The organism is Streptomyces sp. NPDC006798 (assembly GCF_040635975.1).
GTDB lineage: Bacteria > Actinomycetota > Actinomycetes > Streptomycetales > Streptomycetaceae > Streptomyces.
The window spans coordinates 13,354-28,689 of the sequence record NZ_JBEYIS010000077.1; the positions used below are offsets into that span (position 1 = coordinate 13,354).

The 15,336-nt window shown below is 72.0% G+C and carries 14 protein-coding genes; 10 read left to right on the forward strand and 4 right to left on the reverse strand.

The window, feature by feature from the left end:
* Positions 1–60: 60 nt before the first annotated feature.
* Positions 61–510 (reverse strand): MerR family transcriptional regulator, encoded by a 450-nt coding sequence (locus ABZ714_RS32325; RefSeq protein ID WP_358828920.1) that lies wholly within the window; start codon positions 508–510, stop codon positions 61–63.
* Positions 511–585: 75 nt separating this feature from the next.
* On the opposite strand from ABZ714_RS32325, the gene ABZ714_RS32330 reads away from it, so the two are divergent.
* Positions 586–1,404: a serine hydrolase domain-containing protein gene (locus ABZ714_RS32330; RefSeq protein WP_358828921.1), complete on the forward strand. Its 819-nt coding sequence runs from the start codon at positions 586–588 to the stop codon at positions 1,402–1,404.
* Positions 1,405–1,458: 54 nt separating this feature from the next.
* Here ABZ714_RS32330 and ABZ714_RS32335 read toward each other — a convergent pair whose 3' ends face one another.
* Positions 1,459–2,130, reverse strand: coding sequence for a pirin family protein (locus tag ABZ714_RS32335; protein WP_358828922.1), 672 nt, complete (start codon positions 2,128–2,130; stop codon positions 1,459–1,461).
* A gap of 83 nt (positions 2,131–2,213) precedes the next feature.
* Between ABZ714_RS32335 and ABZ714_RS32340 the strand changes: the two genes are divergently transcribed.
* From ABZ714_RS32340 to fabF, 5 genes are all read left to right on the forward strand, one after another.
* Positions 2,214–3,398: a helix-turn-helix domain-containing protein gene (locus tag ABZ714_RS32340; protein WP_358828923.1), complete on the forward strand. Its 1,185-nt coding sequence runs from the start codon at positions 2,214–2,216 to the stop codon at positions 3,396–3,398.
* Positions 3,399–3,487: 89 nt separating this feature from the next.
* Positions 3,488–4,411: an ACP S-malonyltransferase gene (locus ABZ714_RS32345; RefSeq protein WP_358828933.1), complete on the forward strand. Its 924-nt coding sequence runs from the start codon at positions 3,488–3,490 to the stop codon at positions 4,409–4,411.
* Positions 4,412–4,445: 34 nt separating this feature from the next.
* A complete protein-coding gene (locus tag ABZ714_RS32350; protein WP_358828924.1) occupies positions 4,446–5,447 on the forward strand; it encodes a ketoacyl-ACP synthase III in 1,002 nt (333 codons plus the stop codon).
* 109 nt (positions 5,448–5,556) lie between these two features.
* Positions 5,557–5,805, forward strand: a complete 249-nt coding sequence (locus ABZ714_RS32355) for an acyl carrier protein (protein WP_358828925.1) — start codon at positions 5,557–5,559, stop codon at positions 5,803–5,805.
* A 90-nt stretch (positions 5,806–5,895) separates the two neighbouring features.
* The gene (gene fabF, locus ABZ714_RS32360) at positions 5,896–7,161 is read left to right on the forward strand and encodes a beta-ketoacyl-ACP synthase II (protein ID WP_358828926.1); all 1,266 of its coding nucleotides are present in this window, start codon (positions 5,896–5,898) and stop codon (positions 7,159–7,161) included.
* A 137-nt stretch (positions 7,162–7,298) separates the two neighbouring features.
* Here fabF and ABZ714_RS32365 read toward each other — a convergent pair whose 3' ends face one another.
* Positions 7,299–7,793, reverse strand: a complete 495-nt coding sequence (locus ABZ714_RS32365) for a DUF3145 domain-containing protein (RefSeq protein WP_358828927.1) — start codon at positions 7,791–7,793, stop codon at positions 7,299–7,301.
* 258 nt (positions 7,794–8,051) lie between these two features.
* Between ABZ714_RS32365 and ABZ714_RS32370 the strand changes: the two genes are divergently transcribed.
* The 3 genes from ABZ714_RS32370 to ABZ714_RS32380 all read left to right on the forward strand — a co-directional run bounded on the left by ABZ714_RS32370 (position 8,052) and on the right by ABZ714_RS32380 (position 11,392).
* Complete coding sequence (locus tag ABZ714_RS32370; RefSeq protein WP_358828928.1) at positions 8,052–9,044, forward strand: SGNH/GDSL hydrolase family protein; 993 nt, start codon at positions 8,052–8,054, stop codon at positions 9,042–9,044.
* A gap of 414 nt (positions 9,045–9,458) precedes the next feature.
* Positions 9,459–10,634 carry a pyroglutamyl peptidase gene (locus ABZ714_RS32375; RefSeq protein WP_358828934.1) on the forward strand — a complete coding sequence of 392 codons (1,176 nt, stop codon included), beginning with the start codon at positions 9,459–9,461 and terminating at the stop codon, positions 10,632–10,634.
* Between the two features lie 14 nt (positions 10,635–10,648).
* Positions 10,649–11,392 (forward strand): carbon-nitrogen hydrolase family protein, encoded by a 744-nt coding sequence (locus ABZ714_RS32380; RefSeq protein WP_358828929.1) that lies wholly within the window; start codon positions 10,649–10,651, stop codon positions 11,390–11,392.
* A 64-nt stretch (positions 11,393–11,456) separates the two neighbouring features.
* On the opposite strand, the gene ABZ714_RS32385 is transcribed toward ABZ714_RS32380, so the two are convergent.
* Positions 11,457–12,311: an EI24 domain-containing protein gene (locus tag ABZ714_RS32385; protein WP_358828930.1), complete on the reverse strand. Its 855-nt coding sequence runs from the start codon at positions 12,309–12,311 to the stop codon at positions 11,457–11,459.
* Between the two features lie 395 nt (positions 12,312–12,706).
* Here ABZ714_RS32385 and ABZ714_RS32390 point away from each other — a divergent pair, with 395 nt between their 5' ends.
* A complete protein-coding gene (locus ABZ714_RS32390) occupies positions 12,707–15,253 on the forward strand; it encodes a M14 family zinc carboxypeptidase (protein ID WP_358828931.1) in 2,547 nt (848 codons plus the stop codon).
* The last annotated feature ends 83 nt before the right edge of the window (positions 15,254–15,336 follow it).

Sequence of the window (15,336 nt, forward strand, 5' to 3'; positions counted from 1 at the left end):
TTCGGCGAAGGGGGACCCCGGCGCCCCTGAAATCCCGCGCCGCCCCTGAGGAGTTGTCCGTCAGGACGTGTCCTTGCTGCCGTACAGCTCGATCTTGTGGTCCAGGACCGCCAGGGTGTCCTGGAGTTCGGCGATCCGGGAGCGGACCTCGCGGCGGGTGTGTTCCAGCAGTTCGGCGCGCTCGTCGAAGGTGTGCTCGCCGAGGCGGACGAGTTCCGCGTAGCGGACCATGTCGGCGACCGGCATGCCGGTGAGGCGGAGTTTGCCGACGAACGAGAGCCAGTCGAGGTCGCGGTTGGTGAAGCGGCGCTGGCCGGTGTGGGAGCGGTCGACGTACTGGAGCAGTCCGATCCGCTCGTACCAGCGGAGCGTGTGCGCGGACATCCCGGTCCAGGCGGCGACCTCGCCGATGGTGTAGCGGTCCTGCCCGTCCGGGCGGGGGTGGCCGGGCCGCGCGGCGCACAGGTCGACGCCCGGCCGCCGGTGGGGTGGGGTCTCGGTCAGGGTCATGGCGCCACGTTAGGGCCTTGGAGTGCGCTCCAGGCAAGTGAGAGGGCCGGCCGGGCACGGTCTAGGCTCGTCCGTATGGAAAGCCTGGCGATCACCGAGACATGGCCCGTTCCGACCGCAGCCGCCGCCGTGGTGCGGGCCGACGGGACCGTGGTGGGGCGGCACGGGCCGACCGGGCACCGTTTTCCGCTGGCGTCGGTGACCAAGCCGCTGGCCGCGTACGCGGTGCTGGTGGCGTTCGAGGAGGGCGGGGTGGAGCTGGACGAGCCCGCCGGGCCCGCCGGGTCGACCGTACGGCATCTGCTGGCGCACACCTCGGGGCTGGCCTTCGACGAGCACCGGGTGAGCGCGGAGCCGGGTACCCGGCGGATCTACTCCAACGCCGGGTTCGAGGTGCTGGCCGACCATGTGGCGAAGGCGACGGACATCCCGTTCCCGGAGTATCTGCGGCAGGCGGTGCTGGAGCCGCTGGGGATGACGGCGACGGCGCTGGAGGGTTCGGCGGCGAAGGACGCCGTGTCGACGGTGGACGATCTGGCGCGGTTCGCGGCGGAGGTGCAGGCGCCGAGGCTGCTGGACGCCCGGACGGTACGGGACGCGATGACCGTGTCCTGGCCGGGGCTCGCCGGGCTGCTGCCGGGGTACGGGCGGCAGACGCCGAACGACTGGGGGCTCGGTTTCGAGATCCGGGACGGCAAGGCGCCGCACTGGACGGGTGCTTCGTCGTCGCCCCGGACGTTCGGGCACTTCGGGCAGTCGGGGACGTTCCTGTGGGTCGATCCGGACGCGGGCGCGGCGTGTGTGGCGCTGACGGACCGGGCGTTCGGGCCGTGGGCGGTCGAGGCGTGGCCCCGGTTCACGGACGCGGTGCTGGCGGAGCTGCGTACCGTCTGACGGACGTACGGACGGTACGTACCGTCTGACGGACGTACGGACGCCCCGGGCGACTTACCCCGGCATCCCGGGGAACTCCCAGATCAGCACCTCCGCCGCCCCGGCCGCCGAGGCCGTGAACGTCAGGCCCTCCTCGTCGGTGAGACGGGCCGAGTCGCCGGGGCCGAGGGCCTCCCCCGCCAGGGCGATCCCGCCGTGGACGACATGGAGGTACGCGGCCGTGGCGTCGGGGATCCGGGCGCTGGCCCCGGCCGCCGGGCGCCGGACGTGGAGCGCCGCGCCCGCCCGGGGGAGGTCGTAGGGCGCCGTGTCGGTGATGTCCCGGACGATCTCGTACGCGGGGGTGCCGCCGGGCTCCAGCGGCATCAGCCACATCTGGACGAAGACCAGCGGCCGGTCGCCCGCGTTCCGTTCGACATGGCGTACGCCGTCCCCGGCGCTCAGCCGCTGGAGGTCGCCCCGGCGGACGGTGGTGGTGGCGCCGGTGCCGTCCTCGTGGGTGAGTTCGCCGTCGGCGACCCAGGTGACGATCTCGGTATGGCTGTGCGGGTGTTCGGCGAATCCGGCGCCCGCCGCCAGCCGCTCCTCGTTGCAGGCGACGAGGCCGGCGAAGCGGAGGTTCGCCGGGTCGTAGTGCGGCCCGAAGGAGAAGGCGTGGGCGGTCTCGATACCGTTGCCGGGCTCCCCGCCCGGGTAGCGCTGCGCGGCGCGGCGTACGTCGATCACGGACGACACGGTAGCTTGCGCGGGCGGCGCCGGTTCGGCCCCGGCGGGCCCTGCCCCGCCGCGGATAAGGCAGTCTTGGTCATGTGCCCGAACCTGGATCGAACGACGCCCACCCTCATTCCGCCACCCTGAAGCGCCTGGAGCAGTCCTCGGGGCGGCTGGCGGCCAATGCCATCGCCCGGATGGACGAGACGCTGCCGTGGTACCGGGCGATGCCCCCGGAGAACCGGTCGTGGATCGGTCTGGTCGCCCAGGCCGGTATCGCCGCGTTCACCGAGTGGTTCCGGCATCCGGAGACCCCGCAGGCCATCTCGACCGATGTGTTCGGGACGGCGCCCCGGGAGCTGACCCGGGCGATCACGCTCCGGCAGACCGTGGAGATGGTGCGGACCACGATCGAGGTGATGGAGACCGCGATCGAGGAGGTCGCGGCCCCCGGTGACGAGGCGGTGCTGCGGGAGGCGCTGCTGGTGTACGCCCGCGAGATCGCCTTCGCCACCGCCCAGGTGTACGCGCAGGCGGCGGAGGCCCGGGGCGCCTGGGACGCCCGGCTGGAGTCGCTGGTGGTGAACGCGGTGCTGTCGGGCGAGGCCGACGAGGGCGCGGTGTCCCGGGCCGCGGCCCTGGGCTGGAACGCGCCGGAGCATGTCTGTGTGATCCTCGGTACCGCCCCGGACGGGGACAGCGAGCTGACCGTGGAGGCGATCCGCCGGGCCGCCCGGCATGCCAAGCTCCAGGTGCTGACGGGGGTGCTCGGCGACCGTCTGGTGGTGATCGCGGGCGGCAGCGACAACCCGCTCCAGGTGGCGAAGGCCCTGATCGGGCCGTATGCGGCCGGTCCGGTGGTGGCCGGGCCCGTGGTGCCCGATCTGCTGACCGCGACCCGGTCCGCGCAGGCCGCCGCGGCGGGTCTGAAGGCCTGCACGGCCTGGCAGGACGCGCCCCGCCCGGTCCTGGCGGACGATCTGCTGCCGGAGCGGGCGATCGCGGCGGATCCGGCGGCTCGTGAGCAGCTGGTGGAGGAGATCTACAGACCACTGGAGGAGGCGGGCTCCGCCCTGCTGGAGACGCTCAGTGTCTATCTGGAGCAGGCGAGCAGTCTGGAGGGCGCGGCCCGGATGCTCTTCGTCCATCCCAACACCGTGCGCTACCGGCTGCGACGTGTGACCGATGTCACCGGATGGTCACCCTCCGACGTCCGCTCGGCGTTCACCCTGCGAATCGCGCTCATCCTCGGGCGCTTGGCCGACGGAGATCCGCAAGCCTAGACTTTTGTTGGACACCCACAATTCCCCTGGCGGTTCTTCGTCCCTGTCCCCACGGGCGTCGGGGACGGCATACAAGAGAGAGTGTGAGAGTGCTCGTACTCGTCGCTCCCGGCCAGGGCGCTCAGACGCCCGGCTTCCTGACCCCCTGGCTCGACCTTCCCGGTGTTTCCGACCGACTCGCCGCCTGGTCCGCCGCCGTCGACCTGGATCTCACGCACTACGGCACCCAGGCCGACGCGGACGAGATCCGGGACACCGCGGTGGCCCAGCCGCTGCTGGTGGCCGCCGGGCTGCTGGCCGCGCACGCGCTCGGCGACGTACACCCGCACACCGTCGCGGGTCACAGCGTCGGTGAGATCACCGCCGCCGTGCTCGCCGGGGTGCTCGACGAGGAGTCGGGGCTGCGTTTCGTCCGGACCCGCGGGCTCGCCATGGCGGAGGCCGCGGCCGTGACCGAGACCGGTATGGCGGCGATGCTCGGCGGCGACGCCGATGTGGTCGTCGGTCATCTGGAGAGCCTCGGGCTGACCCCGGCCAATGTGAACGGCGCCGGGCAGATCGTGGCGGCCGGTACCGCGGAGCAGTTGGCCGCCCTGGCCGAGAACAAGCCGGAAGGTGTCCGGCGCGTCGTACCGCTGAAGGTGGCGGGCGCGTTCCACACCGCCCATATGGCCCCCGCGGTGGCCACACTGGAAGAGGCGGCGACGCGTCTCACGGTCACCGACCCGAAGATCTCGTACGTCTCGAACAAGGACGGCGCCGTCGTCACCGGTGGTGAGGAGGTCATCGCCCGCCTGGTGGGACAGGTGGCCAACCCGGTCCGCTGGGACCTGTGCATGGAGACGTTCCGGGAGCTGGGCGTCACGGCGCTGGTCGAGTTCTGCCCCGGCGGCACGCTCACCGGGCTCGCCAAGCGGGCCCTGCCGGGTGTGAAGACCCTCGCGCTGAAGACTCCGGACGATCTCGCCGCGGCGCGCGAGCTGATCGCCGAGCACACCGGCCCGGCGGCCTGACGCGGCCCGGATCTGGACAAGGAGAGCCGTACACATGGCGAAGATCAAGCCCGGCAAGGGCGCTCCGTACGCGCGGATCATGGGCGTCGGCGGCTACCGGCCCGTCCGGGTCGTGCCCAATGACGTGATCCTGGAGACGATCGACTCGTCGGACGAGTGGATCCGGTCCCGGTCCGGCATCGCGACCCGCCACTGGGCCTCCGACGAGGAGACCGTCACCGCGATGTCGCTGGAGGCGTCGGGGAAGGCGCTGGCCGACGCCGGAGTGGAGCCGCACCAGATCGGCGGGGTCATCGTCGCCACCGTCTCGCACTTCCAGCAGACCCCGGCGGTCGCCACCGAGATCGCCGACCGGCTGGGCACGATCAAGCCCGCCGCGTTCGACATCTCGGCCGGCTGTGCGGGCTTCGGCTACGCGCTCACCCTGGCCAAGGGCATGATCACCGACGGTTCCGCCGAGCACGTCCTGGTCATCGGGGTGGAGCGGCTGAGCGATCTGACCGATCTGGAGGACCGGGCGACGGCCTTCCTCTTCGGTGACGGCGCGGGCGCGGTGGTCGTGGGCCCCGCCACCGAGCCCATGATCGGCCCCACGGTCTGGGGCTCGGAGGGCGACAAGTCCGAGACCATCAAGCAGACCGTGCCGTGGACGGACTACCGCGACGGCTCGGTGGAGAAGTTCCCCGCCATCCGCCAGGAGGGCCAGGCGGTCTTCCGCTGGGCCGTCTTCGAGATGGCGAAGGTGGCCCAGCAGGCGCTGGACGCCGCCGGGATCACCGCCGACGACCTGGACGTCTTCATTCCGCACCAGGCCAATATGCGGATCATCGACTCGATGGTGAAGACGCTGAAGCTGCCGGAGCACGTCACGGTCGCCCGTGACGTGGAGACCACCGGCAACACCTCGGCCGCCTCGATCCCGCTCGCGATGGAGCGGCTGCTGGCGACCGGGCAGGCCAAGAGCGGCGACACGGCGCTCGTCATCGGCTTCGGGGCGGGTCTCGTGTACGCGGCGACGGTCGTTACCCTCCCCTAGTCACTCCGGATCTTCCGGAACCGGCGGCCGGATTCCCGGCCGCCACCCCCTGGCGTCCAACCGCCGGGCAACCGCCAGACAACACAGCACAGAATCGAAGGAGCGCCACATGGCCGCCACTGAGAAAGAGATCGTCGAGGGTCTCGCGGAGATCGTGAACGAGATCGCCGGGATCCCGGTCGAGGACGTCCAGCTGGACAAGTCCTTCACCGACGACCTGGACGTCGACTCGCTCTCCATGGTCGAGGTCGTCGTCGCCGCCGAGGAGCGCTTCGACGTCAAGATCCCCGACGACGACGTCAAGAACCTCAAGACGGTCGGCGACGCCGCGTCGTACATCCTCAAGCACCAGAGCTGACCGACAGCCGAAGGTTCGGTCGCGCTTGTCGCCACCTCTCCGGTGGCGCCGGGACATTCAGCACCCCCTACACGTGGAGAAAGAATTCCGATGAACTCGACCAATCGCACCGTGGTCGTCACCGGTATCGGCGCAACCACACCGTTGGGTGGCGACAGCGCATCGACCTGGGAGGGCCTGCTCGCCGGGCGCTCCGGAGCCAAGGCGCTCGACCCCGAGCTCTTCGGCGAGCTGTCCGTACGGATCGCCGCCACGGCGGCCGTGGACCCCTCGGAGGTCCTGCCCCGGCCGCTCGCCCGGCGGCTGGACCGCTCGGCGCAGTTCGCGCTGATCGCGGCCCGGGAAGCCTGGGCGGACGCGGGCTACGAGGCCCCCGCCGGTGACGAGACCGGACTCGACCCGGACCGGCTCGGTACGGTCATCGCGTCCGGTATCGGCGGCGTCACGACCCTGCTCGACCAGTACGACGTACTGAAGGAGAAGGGCGCGCGCCGGGTCTCCCCGCACACCGTGCCCATGCTCATGCCCAACAGCCCCTCCGCCAATGTGGGCCTCGAGGTCAACGCCAGGGCCGGGGTGCACACCCCGGTATCGGCCTGTGCCTCGGGCGCCGAGGCGATCGGCTACGCGGTCGAGATGATCCGTACCGGCCGGGCCGATGTCGTGGTCGCCGGCGGTACGGAGGCCGCGATCCACCCGCTGCCGGTGGCCGCCTTCGCCAACATGATGGCGATGTCCAAGAACAACGACGAGCCCGAGAAGGCGTCGCGGCCGTACGACACCGCCCGGGACGGCTTCGTCCTCGGCGAGGGCGCGGGCGTCGTGATCCTGGAGTCCGCCGAGCACGCGGCCCGGCGCGGCGCGAAGAAGATCTACTGCGAGGTCCTCGGCCAGGGCCTGTCGGCCGACAGCCACCACATCGCCCAGCCCGAGCCCACCGGCCGGGGCATCGCCGCCGCGATGCGCGGCCTGCTGGCGACCACCGACCTCAAGCCGGAGCAGATCGCGCACCTCAACGCGCACGCCACCTCCACCCCGCTGGGCGATGTCGCCGAGGTCAAGGCGCTGCGCCAGGTCCTCGGGGACGACCTCGACCATGTGGCCGTCTCGGCGACCAAGTCGATGACGGGTCATCTGCTGGGCGGCGCGGGCGGCATCGAGACCGTGGCGACCGTACTGGCGCTGTACCACCGGACGGCCCCGCCGACGATCAACATCGACGAGCTGGACCCCGAGGTCGACGCGGACATCGTCCGCGGCGAGCCCCGGACGCTGCCGCAGGGCACGATCGCGGCGATCAACAACTCGTTCGGCTTCGGCGGCCACAACGTGGTGCTGGCGTTCCGCACGGCGTGATGTGACGGCCCCCTGCGGGGTGACCGGCCCCGGCCGGAATGAGGGCTCGTACGGCTTCTTCAGCCGTACGGGCCCTTTCTGCTCCGGGCGCGTCCCGGGTCGGGACGGGAGGGCCGCCCCCGGCGGCGTGGGGGCGGTCAGACGACCTGGTGGAGCCAGCGGACCGGCGCGCCCTCGCCCGCGTAGCGGAAGGACTCCAGCTCGTCGTCCCACGGCTTGCCGAGCAGCTTGGACAGCTCGGACTCCAGATCGGTCTCGCCCCCGGCGGAGCGGACCATGGCCGCGCGCAGCCGGTCCTCCGGGATCAGGATGTCGCCGTGGATGCCGGTCACGGCGTGGAAGATGCCGAGTTCGGGGGTGGCGCTGTAGCGCTCGCCCTCGGCGGTGGCGCAGGGCTCGGCGGTCACCTCGAAGCGGAGGAGGTGCCAGCCGCGGAGCGCGGAGGCCAGTTTGGAGGCGGTGCCCACCTCGCCCCGCCAGGACAGCTCGGCTCTCCAGGTGCCCGGGGACGCGGGCTGCCGGATCCAGTCGAGCTGTACCCGTACGCCGAGTACGCCCGCGACCGCCCATTCGACGTGCGGACAGAGCGCGCGCGGAGCGGAGTGGACGTAGAGAACGCCGCGTGTCGTCACCGGGACCTCCAGTGTGGGACGAGGATCGCCTTCCCAGCGCTCTCAGTAAACATCATCAACAGCGAATCTCCACAAAAGGGACAGCATGTGACGTGATGTAATTTACCGGAGCCGATCGGCACGATGCCTCCGGCCGACGGGGAAAAGCTACCGTGAGTGGGCACCCACGGGGTGACGTAATGTCGGTCCGACGGGCTGTGCGCACCAAGCTTTCACTCGGCAGGACCTCGGGGGCATCGACACGGAGGGGACACCGGGATGCGTGACCAAACCCCGGATACGACGGCTACGGCTACAGCGACTACGACGACCACGAAGAGTACGACGACCATCGAGGGACCCGGCTCCGGGGGGACCGCCGGGCGGCGGGGACGGCGGCGGCTCGCCGCCACGGGGACGGCCGCGGCGCTGGCGCTGGCGCTGGCCGCCACCGGCTGCGAGGACTCGTCGGAGACCCGGAGCAAGGCCGCCCCCGGACAGAAGCCGCCCGGGTTCGTCTGGGACCGCAGCCCCGGCTCGATCGCGGCCGTGGGCGACTCCATCACCCGCAGTTTCAATGCCTGTGTGGTGCTCGCCGACTGCCCCGAATCCTCCTGGTCGACCGGGACCGATACGGAGGTACGGAGTGTGGCGCTGCGCCTCCTCGGCACCGCGGCCGGGGTCTCCGAGCGGACCTGGAACTTCGCCAAGACGGGTGCCGAGGTCGACGATCTGCCCGCCCAGATGGCCAAGGCGGCGGCCCGTAAACCCGAGCTGGTGACGGTGATGGTCGGCGCGAACGACGCGTGCAGCGACTCGGCCGACCGGATGACGCCCCCGGCGGACTTCCGGGAGTCGTTCACCGGCGCGCTGCGGGAGCTGCGGCGGACCTCGCCCAAGAGCCAGGTCTACGTATCGAGCGTGCCGAACCTCAAGCGGCTGTGGGAGACCGGCCGGGAGGACCCGATCGGGCGTCAGATCTGGAAGCTGGGGATCTGCTCGTCGATGCTGGGCGACTCCCAGGACCTGGGCGCGGCGGCCACCGAGCGCCGGGACCGGGTGCAGCGGCGGGTGGTGGAGTACAACGCGATCCTGAAGGACGTCTGCGGGAAGGACGAGCGGTGCCGTTACGACGGGGGCGCCGTGTTCTCGTACCGCTTCGACGGCGATCTGCTCAGCCGGTGGGACTGGTTCCATCCGAGCAAGGACGGGCAGAGCGCGCTGGCGGAGATCGCGTACCGGAACATCACGGCGCAGGCCGAGCCGAAGTGATCCGACGGGACGGCGGGATGCCGGGCGCCGGGTGATCCGGGGCCCGGCATCCGCGGTCCGGCGGCCGGTCCGGCATCCGCGGTCCGGTGGCCGGTTCCGGTGGCGGCGAGAACACCCGTACGGCCGGTGGTAAGCGGGGGGCGGGCGGGTTACGCGGCCCACCCCCGGAGGAGCGGGAGACGACCGCGGACGGCCGGGGACGATCGCATAGCCGGCGGGGCCGCTCCGAGGCGATACTTCCGCCACCCGTCCAACGGAAGGATCACCACCGTGTTCCCGATATCCGCTCGTGTCCCCTACCGGCTCCCCGCCCTGCTCACCGCGGCCACCGCCGTGGTGGTCCCGCTGGCCCTGGCCGTACCCGCGCAGGCCGCTCCCCCGGCCCCGGCGGACCCCGGCTCGGGCCCGGCGGCGGTGACCGTCGAGGAGGCCCGGCTGGACCGGGCCGTACCCGGGGAGATCCTGCGGCGCTCCGGCTTCGACACCGCGGCCCCCGCCCTGGTCCGGGCCCTGGCCGGGGCCGGTTCGTACCGTCAGGCGGAGAAGGCGGTCGCCCGGCACGGCGCCGCCCTGTGGGAGCGGGCGGTGGACCGGGCCCAGGGCCGGGGGCCGCTGGTGGGCGATCTCAGCCGGGACGACGACCGGCCGCTGTACTGGGCGCGGCTGGCGATGAGCCGGGAACTGCGGCAGTGGCAACCCGCGTTCGGTCTCGGGGACGCGGAGCGCGCCCGGCTGCTGGACCGGCTGGAGCGGTCGTCGCGCGGCCAGGACTCGATCCGGCTGCCCGGGAAGGGGCACCACGGGCACGGGAAGGACGACCGGAGCGGGAAGCACGGCCGGGACGTCAAGCGGGTCCTGCTGACCGGCTTCGACCCCTTCACGCTCGACCGGGACATCCGGATCAGCAACCCCTCGGGCGCCACGGCTCTCGCCCTCGACGGCCGGGTGATCGAGACGGCGGAGGGTCCGGCCCGGATCGAGACGGCCGTCTTCCCGGTCCGCTGGGCCGACTTCGCCGACGGCACGGTCGAACGGACCCTGCGGCCGTATCTGCCGAAGGTGGATCTGTTCACCACGGTCAGCCAGGGGCGGCCGGGCCGGTTCGACATCGAGCGGACCAACGGCGCCTGGCGCGGCGGTTTCGGCGACAACGACAATGTGTCCCGGCTGGAGACCGTCCCGGTGAGCGATCCGGCGACCCAGCCGCAGTGGACCTCCTCGACGCTGCCCGCCGCCGCGATCACGGCGGCGCCCACGGGCCGTTTCCCGGTCTACGACAACACCTCGGTGACGGAGATCCCGGCGGGCGGCGGTACGCCCGTGGACCGGCCGACGGGGCCGACTCCGGGCTCGACGGCACGGGCGGGCGGCGGTGGCAACTATCTCTCCAACGAGATCGCCTACCGGGCCACCCTGCTGCGCGACCGGCTGGGGCTGACCACACCGGGCGGCCATGTCCACACCCCGGTCCTGGCGTTTGGCGCCGGCAACACCGCGGAGCTGACCGATCCGCAGTTCGTCCGCAACCGGCTGGACATCATCGCCCAGGTCACGGAGATCGTCCGGGTGGCGGCCGGCGAGGACCGCTGAGCGATGATGATCGTATGAAGATCGCGGCAGTCCAGTTCGCACCGGTCCCCGGCGATGTCACGGCCAACGCCGGGGCCGTGGCGGATTCGATCCGTACGGGGGCCGGGCGGGGTGCCCGGCTCGTCGTCTTCCCCGAGACCACCGTCACCGGCTACCACCCGGGGCTGCTCGCGGAGGACCCCGGCCTGGTCCTGACCGGGGACGACGACGACCGGCTCCGCCCGGTGCGCGAGGCGTGCCGGGAGACCGGGACAGCCGCCGTGGTCAACGCCTTCGTCGCGACCGCCGCCGGGCGGCCCGCGATCACATCCCTGGTGTACGGCCCGGACGGGGAGCCGCTGACCCGGTATGACAAACGCCATCTGCACGGGGTCGAGACGGAGTTGTTCGAGCCCGGCACGGCGGACGGGGCCTTCGTCCTGGACGGGGTCCGGTTCGCCCTGGCCACCTGTTACGACAACCGGTTCCCCGAGGTGGCCCGACGGGCCCGGGAGGCGGGCGCGCCGGTCTATCTGGCGAGTTCCGTCCTGGAACTCGGCAATGACTCGTTCGACGGGGTCTATCCCGTACGGGCCCGGGAGAACGGGCTCTATGTGGTCCTGGCCAACGCGCTCGGCGTGAACGACTGCGGAGACTGCCGGGGCGGCAGCGCGATCTGGGGCCCGGACGGGACCCTGCTGGCGACGGCGGGCCCGGCGGCGCCGGGTCTTGCCGTCGCGGACCTGCCGGTCCGGGCGGCGGCGCACGGCGGATCGTGAAACGACCCGGGCCCGGCGGATTATGAGTCCGCCGGGCCCGGGTCGTAGGACTACCAGGGCCGTATCAGGCGTACGGGTTGGGGCCCCGCCCCTCGGGACGGGCATACGGCTCCGGAACGGCGCCGCCCTGCCGGGGCTCGTCCACACCGGCTCGGAGGTCATCGGGCTCTTCGGGGGCGTCCGGGAGCGGGGCCAGATCACGAGCCATCAAAGTCGCGCCCGCAACCGCGCCCGGCATCAGGAAGACCGCGACGAACGGCACCAGAAAGGCCAGGGTGAGCGGTACGCCGAAGCCCAGGGCCAGCATCCGCCTGCTCCGCAGCAGCCTCAGCCGTTCCTTCAGCACCGTGCCGCGCCGCTGGAGGGCGACCGCGGTCAGCTCCTCGGCCAGGAAGAAGCCGGAGACACAGAAGCCGAGGACGGGAACGACCGTCTGCCCGAGGACGGGGACGAACCCGAGGGCGAAGAGGATCACGCCGTAGCAGGCGACCCGGATCAGGATCCGTACCGAGTCCCGGGCGGAGATCCACAGATCGCGCCAGAACGAGTTGCCCGACTCGGGAACCGCGCCGCCCTCGCTCCGGTCGACCTCCTCGGAGAGCGACTCGTAGAACGGCTGCCCGACCAGCAAGGTCACAGCGGTGAAGGTGATCACGGCGAGGAAGAGACCCAGACCGAAGGTCAGGGCCGTCAGAGTGCCGCGGAAGATCCCCAGCCAGGGCGACGACCAGTCGTCGGCGAACGGCGACACCCAGACGACGAAGTCGTCGGCGCCGAAGAAGAGACCGACGAGGGCCCCGAGATAGAGCACCAGGGTCACCAGACCGGGCAACAGCCCCAGGCCCAGCCAGCGGCCACGGGTGACCACCCAGCGCTGGCCCTTCATCAGATAGCCGAAGCCCTTGCCGAGATCGTTCATGGCCGTGACCCTATCCGGCTGATTTTTTGTGGCTCGGTTCGCCTCCGGGACGCTTCAGCCGCCTTATTGTGGCTCGGTTCGCCTCCGGGGCGCTTCAGCCGTGTTCTTCAGTCGATCGTGCTCGACCGCTCGTACCTCGCGGCCCGCGCGCGTTCTCCCTCCAGAACACGACGCGCCCCTTCGGCTCACTCGCCCGGTCACGGCTGTCGGTGGGGGTCTCCGGGACGCTTTCCGGCACCTCCCCGGCCCACGGTCCCGGGAAATACGTGGCCTATCCCTCTTGATTGTTGCGGAGTTCAACCGGTAGACCCCTGCGTATCGATCGCGATGACTCATCCGCACACCTGTGCACTCAGGTCACAGCGGTCGTCCCCGATCCCCGGAGGCAACCACGCATGGGCATTCCCAGACCCGTTCTGGTCACCACCACGGCACTCGCCGTCGCCGTACTCCTCGCCCCCGTCCCGGCGGCGGCACGTACCGGGCCGCAACCCGCGCCGGGCAGCGCGCCCGGCGGCAGCGGCCCCGACCCCGTACGCGATACGGGCGCGACCGACTCGGCGCTCTCCCGGGCCCCGCTCACGGCCACCCGTAACGCGCTCACCGCGCCCGCCCACACCTCCCACCGCACCGACGGCTACCCGCGGAAGACCGTCCTGACGGCGCCGCCGGCCGACCCGGCCGACAAGTCCCTGAAGCTGGGCCTCGTCCCGTACCACGCGATCGCTCCGCAGCTGAACGAGCTCCAGAAGCTGAGCGACCGGGTGAGTGTGGAGATCGCCGGGCGCTCCACCACGGGCCGCGAGCTGTATCTCGTCACCGTCACCGCGCCCGAGAGCGACCGGGAGGCCCGCGAACAGGAGCGGATGCGGGAGCGAATAGAGAATGCCCCGGCCGCCGCGGCCCGCGACACCCGGATCAAGAAGGCGTACAAGACACCCGTCTTCATCAACAACAACATCCACGGCAACGAGTGGGAGGGCACCGACGCGGCGCTGCGGCTGATCGAGGAGCTGGCGAAGGCGAAGGACGCCGAGACCGTCTCCCTGCTGGCGAAGAACCGGATCTATCTCAATGTCACCGCCAACCCGGACGGCCGGGTCGCCGGGACCCGGGCCAACGCCAACGGCTTCGACCTCAACCGGGACTTCATCACCGCCACCCAGCCCGAGTCCCGGGCCATCCGGCGGATCGCCATCGACAAGCAGCCCGCCGTCATGCTCGATCTGCACGGCTATGTCAACGGCACCCTGATCGAGCCGACGACCCCGCCGCACGGCGAGAACTACGAGTACGACCTCTTCCTGAAGAACGCCTACGCCAACGCGCTCGGGATGGAGAAGGCCGTCAACGGCCTCGGCTACACCCCGGAGAAGGACGGCGTACGGCCGGTGGAGATCCCGTTCCGCGACTCCGCCGAGGGCTGGGACGACTGGCCGCCGATCTTCACCCCGCAGTACATGCCGTTCCAGGGCGCGGTCGCCTCCCACACCATCGAATTCCCGATGCGGGTCAACGGCAGCTCCTACGAGAACCTGCCGGTGGCCGAGTTGCGCCGCCGTTCCGCCATCAACACCGAGATCGCGGGCGCCACGATGCGGGCCACCCTCGACTTCACCCGCACCAACCGGGACCAGGTCATCGCCGACCAGATCGAGACCTTCCGGCGCGGCGCCGCGGGCGAGGCGCAGCGGCCGGTCTCCGAGGAGACCGTGCCCGGGGTGCCGGGAATCGGCCCCGAGGACGTCTACACCACCACGTTCCCGCGCGCCTATGTGATCCCCGCGGGGGCCGGGCAGCGCAGCGGGGTCGCGGCCGGGCGGCTGGTGGACCATCTGGTCGCCAACGACGTCCGGGTCCAGCGGGCCGTACTGCCGTTCCGGCTCGGCGGCAAGGTCTACCCCGCCGGTTCGTACGTCGTCGACATGCGGCAGCCCAAGCGGGGCATCGCCAATGTGATGCTGGCCGCCGGGCGGGACATCAGCGCCGATGTGTCGGCGATGTACGACATCTCCGGCTGGAGCCTCGGACTGCTCTGGGGCGCCTCGGTGGACCGGGTCGAGCACGGCGACCCGAGGATCGTGGGCCGTCCGGTGGCCGCGGCGGCACCGACGGGCTATGTCGCGCCGTGGGGCGATCTGAAGCTGCGGCTGGACGACCCGAAGGAGCTGGCCGCCCTGAACTCCCTGCTCGGCCAGGGCATCTCGGTCCGGCGCACCGGCGACGGCGCGGCGATCGTGCCCGGCTCGGCCCGGAAGGCCGCGGCGGTGGCCGCGGACCGCTACGGGGTCGTCTTCACCTCCACCCGGGACCGGGGGGTCGCCCCGCTGAAGCGGACCCGGGTCGCGGCGGCGGTCACCTCGGGCGAGCAGTTCGCCCTGCGGGAGATGGGCTTCGACGTCGTACCGGTGTCGACGGCCGTTCTCAACGCGGGCTTCGACTGGACGTCGGCGGACGCGCTCTTCGTCTCCACCGGGCTGAACTGGTCGGCGCTCACCCCGGCCGCCCGGGACGCGTTCACCGCGAGCGGCGCCGGGTACGTCGGAATCGGTGCGGCGGGGGCGGCGTTCGGCAACCAGGCCGGGCTGATCTCCGCGACCGCGGTCGAGGGCAACGGCGACGCGAACGGGGTCGTCCGGGTCGTCAACGCGGGCGGCGCGCTGACCGGCGGGGCGCCGGGGCACACCTTCGTCTACTCGCCGGTGTGGTTCACCGGGCTCGGTGACGGTGTCCGGGTCGACCAGCGGTACGCCACCGGCAATCCGCTGGTCTCGGGCCACTGGCGGGCCCTCGCCGACGGCACGGGCGGCCCGGCGGCCGCGTCGGGCGGGGCGGCGGTGGTCAGCCGGGGCTCGGCGGTCCTGATCGGCACGGAGCCGCTGTTCCGGGACCACCCCAAGGGCTCCTTCGCCCTGGTGGCCCGCGCGCTCCTGACCCGCTGACCCTCGCCGTACGCCACCGGGGCGGGGGGCCCTTCGCATCGGCCGCCCCCCCGGCGGCCCCGGAGCGGGCCCCCCCCCCCGGG

What these genes read in the sequence shown, in the direction of transcription:
- ABZ714_RS32325 (WP_358828920.1), bottom strand. Translation starts at nt 510, where the DNA reads ATGACCCTGACCGAGACCCCACCCCACCGGCGGCCGGGCGTCGACCTG.
- ABZ714_RS32330 (WP_358828921.1), top strand. Translation starts at nt 586, where the DNA reads ATGGAAAGCCTGGCGATCACCGAGACATGGCCCGTTCCGACCGCAGCC.
- ABZ714_RS32350 (WP_358828924.1), top strand. Translation starts at nt 4,446, where the DNA reads ATGGCGAAGATCAAGCCCGGCAAGGGCGCTCCGTACGCGCGGATCATG.
- ABZ714_RS32355 (WP_358828925.1), top strand. Translation starts at nt 5,557, where the DNA reads ATGGCCGCCACTGAGAAAGAGATCGTCGAGGGTCTCGCGGAGATCGTG.
- fabF (WP_358828926.1), top strand. Translation starts at nt 5,896, where the DNA reads ATGAACTCGACCAATCGCACCGTGGTCGTCACCGGTATCGGCGCAACC.
- ABZ714_RS32370 (WP_358828928.1), top strand. Translation starts at nt 8,052, where the DNA reads ATGCGTGACCAAACCCCGGATACGACGGCTACGGCTACAGCGACTACG.
- ABZ714_RS32380 (WP_358828929.1), top strand. Translation starts at nt 10,649, where the DNA reads ATGAAGATCGCGGCAGTCCAGTTCGCACCGGTCCCCGGCGATGTCACG.
- ABZ714_RS32385 (WP_358828930.1), bottom strand. Translation starts at nt 12,311, where the DNA reads ATGAACGATCTCGGCAAGGGCTTCGGCTATCTGATGAAGGGCCAGCGC.
- ABZ714_RS32390 (WP_358828931.1), top strand. Translation starts at nt 12,707, where the DNA reads ATGGGCATTCCCAGACCCGTTCTGGTCACCACCACGGCACTCGCCGTC.